Here is a 14,620-nt window from a genome sequence, read left to right as displayed (position 1 = left end):
TAGTTATCGTTATAGTGACTATCGGATTGGTGGCGCGTACATGAAACCACCGGCATTCCATAGTGCGTTAACACCACGAGAGATTTGCAGTGGCGAGTCTTCACCTACAGAACGCTCAAAGCTTTCGCCATAGTTACCCACTTGCTTGATGATTTGGTATCCCCAGTCATCGTTCAAGCCAAGACCTTTACCTTTAGGTCCATCAACGCCTAAGATACGTTTAATGTTTGGATCAGACGATTTAAGCATTTCGTCAGCGTTTTCAGAGGAAATACCGTACTCTTCTGCGTTGATCATGGTATTTAGCGTCCATTTAGATACGTTAAACCATTTATCATCGCCTTGACGAACGACAGGGCCAAGAGGCTCTTTAGAGATAATGTCAGGCAGTACCACGGCAGAACTTGGGTCAGCCAAATTGAGGCGCAGTGCATATAGACCAGATTGGTCTGTAGTTAGGACGTCACAACGTCCCGCATCAAAACCTTTAGAGGTCTGAGCTGCGGTATCAAATACTACTGGGTTGTAGCTCATACCATTGTTACGGAAGTAGTCCGCAAGGTTCAGCTCTGTCGTTGTCCCTGATTGAACACAAACCGCTGCACCATCAAGTTCTTTGGCACTGGTAACCCCAAGGTCTTTTTTGACCATGAAGCCTTGACCATCATAGTAGTTCACGCCAACAAAATTGAGGCCTAGCGAAGTGTCTCGGTGTAGAGTCCAGGTTGTATTACGAGATAGAACGTCGATTTCACCTGACTGAAGAGCGGTAAAACGTTCTTTTGCCGTTAATGGTACATATTTAACTTTGGTTTTATCACCCAAAACCGCGGCGGCAAGTGCTTGGCAGTATTCAACATCAATACCTTCCCATTCGCCTTTAGAGTTAGGGTTTGAAAAGCCCGGAAGACCAGTACTTACACCGCAAGTGAGAAATCCTTGCTTTTTAACTTTATCAAGTGTGCTATCTGCTGCAAGTGCTTGAGTTGACAGTAGGGCGGTAGATGCAACTGCGACTGAAGCAAGAAGGGTTAGTTTTTTAGCCATGTTTATACTTCCTGTATGTTCCATGTTAATCAGGCAATGCCTGAAACAACGTAAAAAACGTCATGTATTGTTAACAGTCTTACTGATGATTGTAAAATTTCACAACATATCAAATCGACCAGTTATAAGCCTAGGTAAGGATCTGATGATTCTCAAATGTATAATTTAAATAGTATTTTGACTAAAATCACAAACTAAGACATCTATCATCATGGCCATATGTTAGATTTATGTAAATTATACTTAAGTATAATTTGACTGAAGTTGTTGGGTGTTTTGCGTCTAACTCGCAGTTGCAGTGTAAAATCAGTATGATAGATTCGATTTAGATTAAATTGTGCGATGTGAACTCACTCTATCTGCTTATTTAGACATATTGCTGGCTTATAGAAGACGAGAGCGTTCAACATTTTAGTGTCAGGGAGTCCGATGCAGTATTTTCCAATTTTTTTAGATTTGAAAGCAAAACCCGTACTGGTTGTGGGTGGTGGTGAAGTTGCCTGCCGTAAAGTAGATAGTTTGGTACGAGCTGGTGCGATGGTAACGATTGTGTCACCAGCGATTGATGGCTATCTAAAGAACTTAGTCGCGCAGAATGAATGTCATTGGATTCAAAATTTCTATTCGAAAGATCAGCTAAGTTCTCGTTATGTCCAAGTCTGGGCTACCACGGACAATCCGACTCTTAATCATCAAGTTCATTATGACGCTAAGCAATTAGGTCTATTAGTCAACGTGGTTGATGATCAGCCGTATTGTGATTTCATTACTCCTTCGATGATCAATCGTGGCCGAATTCAAGTTGCGATTTCTAGTGGCGGGGCATCGCCAGTATTGGTGCGAAACATTCGTCAGAAGCTCGAAGCACAATTACCGCAGAATTTGAATGTCCAAGCAGATTTTGCCGCGTCTAAACGCAATGATATTAAGCAGGCCTTACCGGATGTTGAATCAAGACGAAAATTTTGGGAGCGTTTCTTTGACCTACCGGAAGTTGAGGTGGCGACCTCTTACCAAGCGTTGGAGCTATGTTATCGAAAGTTGATAGATCAACCCGTAACAGATGTAGGTCAGGTTTCTTGGATTGAATTTGGTGATGATGTTGAGTTGCTGTCTCTTAAAGCTCTGCGTTTGATGCAGCAAGCTGAATTGGTTCTGTATGCGCAAGATTGTCCGTTTGTTTTTGTTGACTCAGTTCGACGTGATGCAGAGCGGGTGATGTTTGACAGTGAAGTCGCGCTATCGCCCATGTTGGCCAAAGCACAGCAAGATCAGCAACGCGTGGTCGTTCTTATTCCACAAGCTTCAACTAGATTTAGTTTGTTGATAAAGCAAGCCCTGCATTTGAAATTAGCCAGTCAATAAAAGAAAACCCGCCAATAGGCGGGTTTTTTATGACTTTTAACTTAAGCCTACGGCTAGCTTAGTCGCGGAAGTTCTCAAATTGGAACGGTTGACCAAGTTCTGCGCCACGGATGTGTGCAATAGCGGTTTGCAGATCGTCACGCTTTTTGCCAGTTACACGTACTTTTTCGCCTTGGATAGACGCTTGTACTTTCAACTTGGCGTCTTTCAGAGACTTCACCACTTTTTTTGCTGTTGGTGTGTCGATACCTTGCTTGAAGACGATAATTTGATGCCAACGACGACCTGTCGCTTCAGGCTCTTTTGATTCTAAAGCGCCCGCATCAATACCACGTTTAGCAAGGTGACCGCGAAGCATTTCGCGCATTTGCTTAAGCTGAAAATCACCATCAGCACTCAGTTTTACTGTTTCATCTTTTTGTAGCTCAAATTCAGCATCAACGTTTCTAAAATCAAAGCGAGTCGTTAGCTCTCGTGATGCGTTGTCTACCGCATTACGTAATTCAACGGTGTCAATCTCAGAAACAATATCAAAAGATGGCATGTAGATGTCCTCTAAGTAAATTTATGGGCGCGCTTTTACTGCGTTCGCCAATAGTTCCAACATGTTCGCTGTATCTTCCCAACTTAAGCATGGATCTGTAATAGACTGACCGTAGGTAAGGGCAGTCAGATCGTCCATTGGTTGGTTGCCTTCAACAATAAAACTTTCTGCCATAATACCGGCAATGAAAGTGCTACCAGATTTGATTTGTTCGCAGATGTCTTTAGCGACATCGATTTGTTTACGATGTTCTTTCTGGCAGTTTGCATGGCTGAAATCTACCACAAGTCGTTGTGGTAAATCGAATTCTTCTAACTGTTTGCAGGCCGCTTCGATGGATTTTGCATCAAAGTTCGTACCTTGCTCACCACCACGTAAAATGACGTGGCCAAATGGGTTGCCACTGGTGCGGTAAACCGTCATGCGGCCATTTTTATCTGGTGAATAGAAATAGTGCGACGCTTTTGAAGCGCGAATAGCATCAATAGCAATTTTGATATTACCGTTTGTGCCATTTTTGAAGCCGACAGGACAAGATAGCGCTGACGCCATTTCACGGTGGATTTGTGACTCTGTAGTACGAGCGCCAATGGCACCCCAAGTGATCAAATCTGAAATGTATTGCCCTGTTACCATATCAAGAAACTCAGTCGCAGTTGCTAAACCCAGTTTATTGATATCGAGTAATAGTTTACGTGCTTTGTGTAAGCCTGTCTCTAACGCATATGACCCATCAAGATTAGGATCGGTAATGAGACCTTTCCAACCTACAACAGTACGTGGTTTTTCAAAATACGTGCGCATAACAACAAAGAGTTCATCTTTGTATTGTTCTTGAATTGCAGCTAATCGATTAGCGTAATCAAGCGCCGCTTCGGTGTCATGAACGGAGCATGGACCAACAATAACAAGCAGGCGCTGCTTGTCTTGGCCGTTGAGAATACGTTCAATTTGGCGGCGAGAATGAGCTATGCGATCTGCAACGTCGTCCGTGATTGGGTAAGCGTTACTCAGCTCTACCGGAGCTGGCATTGGTCCCAATGGTTGGGTTCTTAGTTCGTCAGTTTTAAGTGGCATACCACAGCCTATTCTTTTTATTACGAAGCGGTAAAGATAACGGAAACGCAATAAGGAATAAACCTATTATACAAATTCTTAGGCTTTAACTTATTCCTAAGTAAATAAAGTAACCGTCACGGGGTGACAATGTAACCTTTAGGCGGTAGTAAGTCTCATAATTGTTAATGCAATGTTGACTTTGTTTGCTGTTGGCATTTAATGGTTAATATTGAAAACAGATCAGACCAGTAACTATGAGCCAAATTCTGACGCCATTGCGCAAAGCCAATTTGTATCTGAGAATGTTTGGATTATTTAAGGTGCCACTGATTTGGTACTGCCGACCCAAAATCATCCATTTGGACCAAAACAAAGTGGAGGTTGTGATCCCACTTAAAAAGCGCAATAAAAACCACTTAAATAGTATGTACTTTGGCGTACTGGCGGTTGGGGCTGATGTTGCTGGTGGTTTTATGGCGATGAGTAAGAGTCAAGCTCGTGGAGAGCGTATATCATTGGCATTTAAAGCGGTACAAGCAGAGTTTATCAAACGACCAGAAGCGGATGTGGTGTTTACTTGCCAAGATGGTGCGCTGATTGATGAAATGCTAGAACAAGCCATTGTGAGTGGAGAGCGCATTAATCGACCCGTTACGATTACCGCCACTTGCCCAACACTGCATGGTGATGAGCCAATGGCGATATTTCAATTGACGCTATCGATCAAAAAGAGCTCGATAAAAAAGCATCATAACTAAGGCAGTGGAATATTCGGGTCGACATCGATTTTTTCAATCGCGACGATTTTTGAACGATTCATGATAATCTTCCAGCGGTAATAACGTGGTTTCCCATCGTAGCGATTTTCACGTGCGATTAAGTTAATCAGGTGACGCTTTTCAACCGATTCTCGACTTACTTGCCCATTATTGAGTAGATAAACCTTATTTGAGCCTTTATCCATTAAACGGGTAAGAGGGCGCATGCTGATCATCATTGACTCGCGAGTTTCCTCGTAACCACTCATGAATTTAGATGTCGCCATTTCAACATGGGAGCGATAATGCAAAATTTGCTCTTCACGTTGGGCTGTACGTTTTTTACGTACGAATTGAATGCGATCAGGGAGTTTGGCTAACTGGGTATAATCCAGCCACTCCGTCTTTTGACCAACGGTTTTATTGGTGGTCGGGTCAATATAACGACGTCGCCACTTTGGTTTGCCTTTGCGGAACCAACGCCAAAGTACGTCGCGCAAGTCATCTTTGAATATTTCGCGTAACGCGTAGACAAACGACATTGCGATAATGAAAGAAGCAGTAATTTCTCCCCAGTAATCACGAGCCATGATCGCGGTGGTTGTCACGAACACCATTACAAAACCAGTCGCAATACCTTTCACCATGCGCTTCATGTTCTTACCAAGCGACATAGTACGTTCTTTAAGAACGATAGGGTGCTCGATGAGACGTCGCAATAGACGCATTTTATTGCTCATTCGCGTGACGTCGTCACGTGTGGTGGCGGAATTATAGTTGTTGAGTTTGCGGTGCGCTTTCTCTTTTTCAACAATAATAATCAAACGCTCTTTCAGCGTTTTGTATTCACCATCACGAGACATATGCGCAACCAAAGAGAGAAACTTTTGCTCGGTATACCAAGAGAGATAGTTATCAATATTGGCGTAGTAACGCTTTAAGTTTTCTTCATAAGGAATGGCGCGACGCAGTTTCTTTAGTATATCGATCGCCAATTCGATAACCGCATCGATTTCTTCATCCGTCACCGATTCTCGATCGTGCTTATTCAATTCATTAACCGCTTTATCGAGCGCTATAACATATTGATAGGCGAACAAACTTAAACTGACGCGGTATTGAGTGGAAGAGAGTCTACCACGCTTTGCCAAGCGGCTATGAACCAAAGGCAATAGTGTCTTATCACTATAATAAGCGCGTTTTTGGACGATCGATTCGTAGTAGAATTCGGTTTCTTTCAATACGTCAGGACTGAGTCCTAACTCGCCAGGGACGAAAAAATAGAGGTCAAGATCGGCCTTCTTGCTGGACGCCATCGAGTGGGAAATCTTGAGGGTGATGCCGTCTAGCTTATCAACGGTAATCAAGAGAAAGCTCCGAAAGGAAAAAAGTTCTAATTATCTGGCGCAAGCATATCAGAGTTTCGCTATAATCGCCCCAAATTAAGTGTTACAGAGAAAAAATACGATGATTAATGTAGGTCAAATAAACCACCTAGAAGTTGTCAAAAAAGCAGAGTTTGGTGTATTTCTAGATGCAGGTGAGTACGGCACCACTATGCTACCGAATCGCTTAGCGCCGGAAGGAATTGAAGTAGGTCAGTTTATTGATGCATTCTTGTATTTTGATTCTGATAACCATATCGCGGCAACCACAGAAACACCGATTGCTCAAGTAGGGCAATGGGGCTTGATGAAAATCCAAGGTGTCAACAGCACCGGTGCATTTGCAAGCTGGGGCGTAAAAGATAAAGATCTTTTAATCCCTTACAGCGAGCAGCGTGGCCGCTTGACAGAAGGTCAGTCAATCTTAGTGTATGTATACACAGATAAAGCCTCTGGCCGTATTGTGGGCACCACTAAATTCAACAAGTGGTTGGACAAAACACCGGCAAACTACGAATCAAATCAGCAGGTTGACCTTTTGATTGCTGAGCGCAGTGAGCTAGGTTACAAAGCGATTGTCAATGGCGAACACTGGGGCATGATTTTCAGCTCTGATGTATTCGGTAAACTGTTTGTTGGTAAGGAGCTTAAAGGCTACGTTAAAGCGGTTCGAGCGGATGGCAAAGTTGATTTGTCTTTACAAAAAATCGGCGTGGCTAAAATGGATGATTTAAGCACACGTATTATCGAGCTGCTTGAAAAGAAACAAGGCTTTTTGCCGTTAAACGACAAATCGACTCCGGAAGAGATTTTTGCTGCGTTTCGTACCAGTAAAGGCACTTTTAAGAAGACGATTGGTGGACTTTACAAACAAGGCAAGATTACGATTGAAAAAGAAGGTATTCGCCTGAGCTAAACCTTTCGTTTACAGCGCCCTAAAATAAGGCCCAGATCTTATCCTGATCCGGGCCTAGGGGAAGGGCTCTTTTATGAGCCTGTGCTAACTGTTTAAAATCTCTATTGATACATTTAATTGTAGTGCATTGTATTGCTTTAGCTAGTAGTCACTAGAATTTGCAACTAACTTCATCCCTTCTAGAATAGGTTTTTATCTCTGACGAGTTCGCGAGGTAGGCCGTTTTTCACTCTGTTGCCAACCCATTTTCCTAGGCCAATCACATCGTTAGCGTAAGTCACAATGACTTCACCTTTACCTGGTTGTACGTCCGGTCTAACATCGCGGCCCATAAACCATTCACGCGCATCGTCAATCGAAAGTGCTACGCTATTGGTTTCATTGCCCGATGCGAGCGTCGTCGCTACTTGGTGTTGCCAACGGTAACCTTTCTTATGCGCTTCTGCTATTTTAATCCCCATGCGTGAGAATTTAAATTCGCTCAGCATAGGTTCTAGAGCGGTAGGGAATAGCCATACATCGTTATCACGTAACCAAACCTGACTTTGCACTGGTAAATCAATATTCAGTGCATCGCGTAACTGCTCAGCAATCTCTTGCTGGATTTTGACATTGGCTTTAGTAAAAGGAAATTTACCAAGACGTTTTTTGACTTGTGGCGCGGTAGCAGAACCCAGTTTGCGAATTCGAGCAACAAAGAAGCCTTCACAATCGTAAACTTGAGGGAAAATGTGCAAGAACCCTTCATCCGTGAGCGCTTTTTCTGCCTCAGGAAACAGATCTTTTAAGCTATCAAACGCGACTAAATCCCCAAATGTCTCTTTAAGGTGATGACAGACTTGCTGGTTTTCTTCAACGCTTAGCGTGCAGGTTGAATACACCATCACACCGCCCGGTTTAAGTGCGTGGAAAGCACTCTCAATTAGATCTTTTTGTGTTTCGGCAATTGAAATGACCGAGGCTTTGTTCCAGTTTTTCATCGCATCGGCATCTTTGCGCACTGTGCCTTCGCCAGAGCAAGGTGCGTCAAGCAAAACTGCATCAAAATGTTCTGGTAGCCAACCACCAAAAACTCGGCCATCATAGTTGCTCAAGGCCGTATTTCTTACCCCACATCGCTCGATGTTGGCGTGCAATACTTTAACTCGACTTGCTGAAAACTCGTTCGCGATTAGAACGCCATCATTTTTCATGCAGGCTGCGACTTGCGTCGTTTTTGAGCCTGGCGCCGCGGCCATATCGAGTACCGCATCATAATTAGAGTCGCCCTTAAACAGCGCGGAAACGGGCATCATCGAGCTCGCTTCTTGAATGTAGAATAGCCCCGTCATGTGTTCAGCGGTATTTCCAAGCGGGACGAGTGATTCATCTGCTTCGATCCAGAAACCTTCATGGCACCATGGCACTGGAAATAACTGCCAACCTTTGCTTGCTGCACGTTGCTTAAATTCATCAACAGAGAGTTTTAAGGTGTTTACTCGAACGCTTTTGCGTAATGGGCGTTGGCAGGCTGCGACAAAGTCATCCATAGTCAGATGGCTTGGAAGGATCGCGGCCATCTCGTTAAGAAACTCTTCAGGAAGATATACGTTCTGATGCAATGTTCTATCTCGACGGGTAATAATTAGTGGGATTATAACCTGTACCCTATGCCTGCGCGAGCATGAGCAAGAGTTCAAGCTTGAATTGATGGAGTAGTGATGAAAAAAAACGCAGCGTCGGCTGCGTTTTAATCGTTTAGATTGATTTGATCATGGTTTCGGGATAGCGGTGCGCCATTGTTTCCAACCATCCTCCGGTACGGGATAGAGATAGAACGCTTGGCCTTCTTGCGCAATCGCTTGTAGCTGCTTTTGTTCTGGGGTTGCGAAGGTAATGCCTCCTCGAACCAAGCTATCAAATGTACCGGCCTTGATATTTGCTCCCGTGATCCCGATAGAGACATCCACTCCGGACGTATTCCAAAATACGCTGTTTTGACGCACAAGATAGGCGTATTTCGCGTCAATAGTGATTGTGGTGACGACGCGATCGGCGAATTCACCCAGCGCTACCTTGACCACATGCCCAACCTCCATTTCGCGATAAAGGACTGGGGTTCCTTCGGTCACAGAACCGCGAGTCTCGCTTTGTAGAGTAAAGCTTACACCATCAATAGATTGTGGTTTTTCATGCAGTTCGAATTGTTCTGCTTGAACGCCATTACCCACAACGACGTTAATCGATTGACTAAGAATACTCTCAAGGTTTTTGACACCGGCTAACCCAAGTTCAGCTTGCGGTAACCAAAAATAGGCGCCTTGACGGGCAACTTGCGAGGCATATTCCGGCAGTATGCGTGCTTTCAAAATAACATCATCTCGGTTGAAGTCAGGAACGACATCAACCACTTCACCTACCTTGATGCTGTTATATTTGATGGCGGTGCCGACTTTTACATTGCTGTTACCCGGAGCGTTAAGCGTAATCGCAAACCCTGATTTACGAGCGCTCTTAAAATCTTTGTAGAGTAGCCACTGTTCATCATGACGGTTCTCAACGCCAGGCAAAGAATCAAAGGCAATCCCACCTTTAATTAAGGTTTTGATTGGATCTGCTTTGATGCTTACGCCGGCTAAACTGGCGTCGACTTCGATACCAGAACGATTCCAGAATACGGTTTGTGACGTCAACAAATGTTTGTATTGGTTCTCAATGCTGACCGTGACACGTACATGGTCATTGTTGAGTTCAAAATTAGAGACACTACCGACCTGCAGGTTTCGGTAGAGGAGTGGGCTTCCTTTGGAAACCGCTGGTAATTCATCGGCGACCAAAACCATCTTATGTGAGCCAGATAAATTGTACTTAGCTAATTCCGCTAACGAACGGTTTTGATACAGCTTGTATTCACCATTGGCTTTTTGTTGTCCTTCGCTGACAAAACTAATCGAACCCGCCAGTAATTGTTTTGCTGGTGGCACGGTGATATTGAGACCAGATTCGGTCAGTTCCGCGCTAGCGCTACCAGTGACAAAAAATCGATTCTGAGTTTTGATCAGTTTTTCGTAACGTTTATCAACCAATACATCAAATCGCACTAGTTCTTGATCGAGTTGGACTCTGGTTACTTCGCCAACTGCGATACCACGATAAAGAACATTTGCGCCCTGATCCAAACCAAAAGAGTTTTCCGCAATAAGTTGAATCGCCACCGATTTTGCTTGTTGTTTATTAAACTCATTTTTACGAATGGCGGTAAATTCACGCGCTTTTAGGCCTTCTCCTGGCACGATAGTCAGGAAATTACCTTTAACCAAATTCCCTAAGTTTTCAACGCCAGTGAGCGATACTTCTGCTTCTTCGAGAATAAAACGACTACCATCGGTGAGCATATCAATGAATGCCGGTTGAATAGCGGCAGCGGCAACAATTTGTTCGCGGTCTTTGTCGAGTTGCAAGTCGGTGATCTGGCCAACTTCAAGTCCGCGGTACATGATTGGTGCTCCCGATGGGCTGATTTTATTGTCATCGGGCAGTACGATGTTGATGGGTATGCCTCGGCCTGCGGTTTTTAGATCGGGATAGAGCCTAAATTCTTGATTGTTTTTCACGGCTTCGCCACGATCGGGTGAATCAACGGCAATCGATCCACCAATTAATGCAGCTAAACTTTCTAAGCGAACATCTACGCCAGAGAAACCGATACTGGCGCCAATACCACTCACGTTCCAAAAGCGGCTTTCATCAGTAATGATAGAGCGGTATTCGTCTTTGATTGAGGCTTGAATGATAACGTTCTTGTTTTCTTGGTCGAGTTGATACGCATAGACTTCACCGATAGGAATTTTACGGTAAAGAATTTGTGAGCCAACCGAAATGCCGCCTAAGTCGCGAGATTTAAGTTTAATATTTAAACCTTCACTGGCAAAAAGGTCAGCAGGAGGCCCCTCTAACGCAACAAAATCGGTCTTGAATTTACCTTTTTCATCACTGGGCTGAATGGCAATGTAGTTACCTGATACCAAAGCATCGAGGCCGGAAATGCCCGATAGCGTGGCCGTTGGTTTTACCATCCAAAATCGAGTTTTATCAGTGAGTAGTTTGGTGGCTTCCGGATAAATGTCAGCTTCTACGTAAATGCTTTGTAAATCATCACTTAAATTGATCGATCGCACCATGCCCACTTCCAAGCCTTGATAGCGCACCGTGGTTCTCCCTGCAATCAGCCCTTGAGCGTCAGAGAAGTGGATTTTCACCTTCTGCCCGGCATCGTGGATAGCTTTAAAGACCAACCATCCGGCAAGCAACATGGTGATAATCGGCAAAATCCATAGGGGAGAAATCCCCTTATTGCGCTTCACATCGGGAGAATAAGAAGTTTGCGAAGACGTAGAATTACTCATTCAAAGACTCTTGTTGTTTAGGCTTGTTTTGCAAAGAATTATCGCGAGAGGTCTGTTTAGGAGCCCGTTCGCGATAATTGTCCCATATAAATCTCGGGTCGAAGCTCTCTGCGGCTAGCATGGTTAATACCACAACGAAACCGAAAGCGACAGCGCCATAACCCGGTGTAAAATCAAGTATTTGGCCTCGGTCAACTAAGGTCATCATGATAGAAATAACAAACAAATCCATCATTGACCATTTACCAATCCATTTCACCACGAAGTAAATCATCATTCGTTGACGATGAAAAATTTGCCGCTTAAATTTAATCGCGAGCAGGATATAAGTGAGGCTAAGAATTTTCGCCACTGGCACGACAATACTAGCGATAAAAATAATCGCAGCGATCCCGGTCATACCATTCTTAATCAACGCTGCCACACCCGAAAAGATAGTGTCTTCTAGGCGTTTACCGTTAGTCAGCAGCACAGAAATTGGCATTAAATTCGCCGGGAAAATGACTATCGACGCAGCCAATAGATAAGCGGCAGTCTTCTGCAGTGAATTGGGCTTGCGATGATGGAGTGGGCTTTCACAACGAATACAGACGCGGTTGTCTGGTTGAGAAAGATGGCAGTTGGAGCAATGTATGTCTTTGTGCTCAAACGTATAGCTGGCTTCTTGTTGGTAAGCTTCCCAATAACGTCTGATACTGACGCGGCTAATCAGCAGCACGGTGAAAAGCTGCAATAAGATCAGACCATAAAGGCCCGGACCAACGAAAATATCTGAGTAATCTTGCAGTTTGAAACAAGAGATAGCCACACTAATCAAGAATACATCAATCATTACCCAATGCTTTAAGTGTTGGATAAGCCAAAGGGAATATTTCAATAACTTGAAATGGTGTAACTTGAGTGCGCTATGAGCGAGAGCGACAGAGCCACACACCAATAAGGGGGCTATTGAGCTACAGAAGAACACCAGCAGAGAAAGAAAAATGAAACCTTCATTAAACAGGGAAAAAACGCCGGATGGCAGCGTAGCTGGGATCATTTGTCCAAAAAGACGAATGCTAATGAAATTAAAAAAATGCGACGGTATAAATAGCAGTAAACAAGTGACCGCAACGGCTAAGTTGCCAGATAGCGATGGTTGCCCGCCGCGATACAGTTGAGTATTGCAGCGAGGGCAGTAAGCGCTTTTGCCAAGTTTTACGTTGACCACATCGACAGGCAGTTCACAACCTTGACATAGTCGCACTTTGTTTGGCGAGCATTGATGGGCGATAGGGCTCATTCGAGCCCCCATAACAAGAAAACGATACGATTAGCCGTGAGACTGTATTGCGCCATAAAGGGTTTGATATAAGCCTTGTTGTTCAACTAACTCTCCATGCGTCCCAAACTGAGTCACTTGCCCATCTTCCAGTACGTAGATGAGGTCTGCTTGTTTTACTGCGGATAAGCGGTGCGCAACAATTAAGGTTGTGCGGCCACTCAAAAATTCTGTTAAAGCTCGGTGTAATGCCGCTTCAGTGGCGGTATCTAATGCCGATGTGGCTTCATCAAGAATGACGAATTTAGGATCGCTCAGCACCATACGTGCGATAGCTAAACGTTGACGTTGACCACCGGACAAACGTATACCATTTCGACCTACTTGAGTATCAAGTCCTTGGCTGAGCTGTGAGATCACATCTTGCATTTGAGCGATTTCAAGCGCCTGCCAAAGTTGGGTATCACTGTAATGACCACCAAGCGTCAGATTATGCCTTAAGCTGTCATTAAATAGTATAGGTTGCTGTAAAACCACGGCAATTTGATCACGAATTACATCAAAACTTATGTCATCGGTCGTTTGATGGTTAAATTTAATATGCCCTGAGTCCTGACGATAGACCCCGATAAGCAACTGGATAAGTGTCGATTTACCTCCGCCACTTGCTCCCACTAATGCCACTTTTTTCCCCGCTGGGATATGTAGCGACAAATTATTTAGTACTTTTGTCTCTTCATTATAGGAGAAGGTAACCTCTTCTATAGAGACATCGACTTCTTGCCCCTCAACGAATGGGTTGATTTTGCTAATAGGTCGGTATTCTTCTTCTAACTGCAACAGAGTATTAATACGGCCTAATGCTGCTTTCGCGCTGTACCAAGAGAACTGGATACCAAGGAGTTCTTGAACAGGGCCTAACATAAACCATAAATAGCCAAACACGGCGAAGATCTGACCAATGGTTAAATCACTAAATAGCACCATTAACATTGCAACGGCACGAAAGAGTTCAAAACCTAACAGGAATAGAAGAAAGGAGACGCGTCCCGCAGCTTCAGATTGCCATGCATATTTATCAGAATCTAAGCGCACTTGATTGGCTTGCAACTTAAGCTCAGTTAGAAATTCACGTTCTTTGTTTGCCGCGCGAAGTTGATAGATTCCATCTAAGGTTTCCACCAAGCGATTTTGAAATTGTTCAAATGACTGGTTCTCACGCTTTTTAAGGTGTTTAACTTTGCTACCTAATTTGCGTGAGAAGTAAATCACAATCGGATTGACCAGCAAAATAAACAAACCAAGGCGCCAATCTAACCATAGCAATACACCTGCTGTACCAAGCACCGTCAATAAACTAATGATGAATTTACTGAGCGTTGAACCAATGAAGAGATCGATGGTTTCAATGTCAGTCACCAAGTGGGCGTTGATGCCTCCACTGCCTTGGGTCTCGTATTGACGAATGCTGATCCGCCCAAGCTTATCGATCATCTTACTGCGCATTTGGTAAGTAATCGTTTTAGACACCAGAGTGAACTGTCGACTTTGTAAAATATTCAACGCTTGTCCAGCACTGCGCATAAGGACAATGAGAAACAGGGTAAAAAAGATGTAACCCGTTGGGGTTTGAATAGAGGCGGGCAGAACCGAATTCATCAGTGCCAAACCTTCGCCCGGTTGCTTAAGTAGCACTTCGTCGACCATTAAAGGCATTAGTAGTGGGATAGGTACACTGATCAGAGTGGCGATAATGGCGATAAGGTTCGCAACAAGCAGTTTTGACTTGTTCTTTTTTACTTGAGTTATCAGCCAAGAACGGCTAATAGTGTTAGCTTCTGCGGTCATTTAAGTGATAATGCTTATTATTAAGAGTTAAATCAATTGTACGTAGAATCGA

General features: G+C 44.0%; 11 protein-coding genes. 3 read left to right on the top strand and 8 right to left on the bottom strand.

The genetic code is table 11. The features are described 5' to 3' along the window. Positions 1-18: 18 nt before the first annotated feature. The gene (locus tag RH85_RS10895) at positions 19-1,047 is read right to left on the bottom strand and encodes an amino acid ABC transporter substrate-binding protein (protein ID WP_006712291.1); all 1,029 of its coding nucleotides are present in this window, start codon (positions 1,045-1,047) and stop codon (positions 19-21) included. 429 nt (positions 1,048-1,476) lie between these two features. Here RH85_RS10895 and RH85_RS10890 point away from each other — a divergent pair, with 429 nt between their 5' ends. Continuing rightward, positions 1,477-2,412, top strand: coding sequence for a precorrin-2 dehydrogenase/sirohydrochlorin ferrochelatase family protein (locus RH85_RS10890; RefSeq protein ID WP_006712290.1), 936 nt, complete (start codon positions 1,477-1,479; stop codon positions 2,410-2,412). Between the two features lie 58 nt (positions 2,413-2,470). Here the strand turns inward: RH85_RS10890 and RH85_RS10885 are convergent, their stop codons facing one another. Together RH85_RS10885 and RH85_RS10880 are read right to left on the bottom strand one after the other, a co-directional pair. Beyond that, complete coding sequence (locus tag RH85_RS10885; RefSeq protein WP_006712289.1) at positions 2,471-2,956, bottom strand: YajQ family cyclic di-GMP-binding protein; 486 nt, start codon at positions 2,954-2,956, stop codon at positions 2,471-2,473. Between the two features lie 21 nt (positions 2,957-2,977). Further along, the gene (locus tag RH85_RS10880) at positions 2,978-4,033 is read right to left on the bottom strand and encodes a 3-deoxy-7-phosphoheptulonate synthase (RefSeq protein WP_006712288.1); all 1,056 of its coding nucleotides are present in this window, start codon (positions 4,031-4,033) and stop codon (positions 2,978-2,980) included. Between the two features lie 245 nt (positions 4,034-4,278). Here RH85_RS10880 and RH85_RS10875 point away from each other — a divergent pair, with 245 nt between their 5' ends. Beyond that, positions 4,279-4,773: a DUF4442 domain-containing protein gene (locus tag RH85_RS10875; RefSeq protein ID WP_174269576.1), complete on the top strand. Its 495-nt coding sequence runs from the start codon at positions 4,279-4,281 to the stop codon at positions 4,771-4,773. On the opposite strand, the gene RH85_RS10870 is transcribed toward RH85_RS10875, so the two are convergent. Continuing rightward, on the bottom strand, positions 4,770-6,140 hold the full coding sequence (locus RH85_RS10870) for a hypothetical protein (protein WP_006712286.1): 1,371 nt from the start codon (positions 6,138-6,140) through the stop codon (positions 4,770-4,772). The genes RH85_RS10875 and RH85_RS10870 overlap by 4 nt on opposite strands. A gap of 100 nt (positions 6,141-6,240) precedes the next feature. Here RH85_RS10870 and RH85_RS10865 point away from each other — a divergent pair, with 100 nt between their 5' ends. Beyond that, positions 6,241-7,074, top strand: coding sequence for a CvfB family protein (locus RH85_RS10865; protein WP_006712285.1), 834 nt, complete (start codon positions 6,241-6,243; stop codon positions 7,072-7,074). Positions 7,075-7,253: 179 nt separating this feature from the next. Here RH85_RS10865 and rsmF read toward each other — a convergent pair whose 3' ends face one another. From rsmF to RH85_RS10845, 4 genes are all read right to left on the bottom strand, one after another. After that, positions 7,254-8,675 (bottom strand): 16S rRNA (cytosine(1407)-C(5))-methyltransferase RsmF, encoded by a 1,422-nt coding sequence (rsmF, locus tag RH85_RS10860; protein ID WP_083824869.1) that lies wholly within the window; start codon positions 8,673-8,675, stop codon positions 7,254-7,256. Positions 8,676-8,825: 150 nt separating this feature from the next. Continuing rightward, entirely contained in the window at positions 8,826-11,459 is a 2,634-nt protein-coding gene (locus RH85_RS10855) for a PqiB family protein (protein ID WP_006712283.1), read from the bottom strand. Then, entirely contained in the window at positions 11,452-12,741 is a 1,290-nt protein-coding gene (locus RH85_RS10850; protein ID WP_006712282.1) for a paraquat-inducible protein A, read from the bottom strand. Before RH85_RS10850 ends, RH85_RS10855 begins: the two co-directional genes overlap by 8 nt. A gap of 30 nt (positions 12,742-12,771) precedes the next feature. Continuing rightward, on the bottom strand, positions 12,772-14,568 hold the full coding sequence (locus tag RH85_RS10845) for an ABC transporter ATP-binding protein (protein ID WP_006712281.1): 1,797 nt from the start codon (positions 14,566-14,568) through the stop codon (positions 12,772-12,774). Between the last annotated feature and the right edge of the window lie 52 nt (positions 14,569-14,620).

Origin of the sequence: Vibrio ichthyoenteri ATCC 700023, from assembly GCF_000222605.1 — a bacterium.
GTDB lineage: Bacteria > Pseudomonadota > Gammaproteobacteria > Enterobacterales > Vibrionaceae > Vibrio > Vibrio ichthyoenteri.
This window is presented reverse-complemented; position numbering and strand designations above follow the sequence as displayed.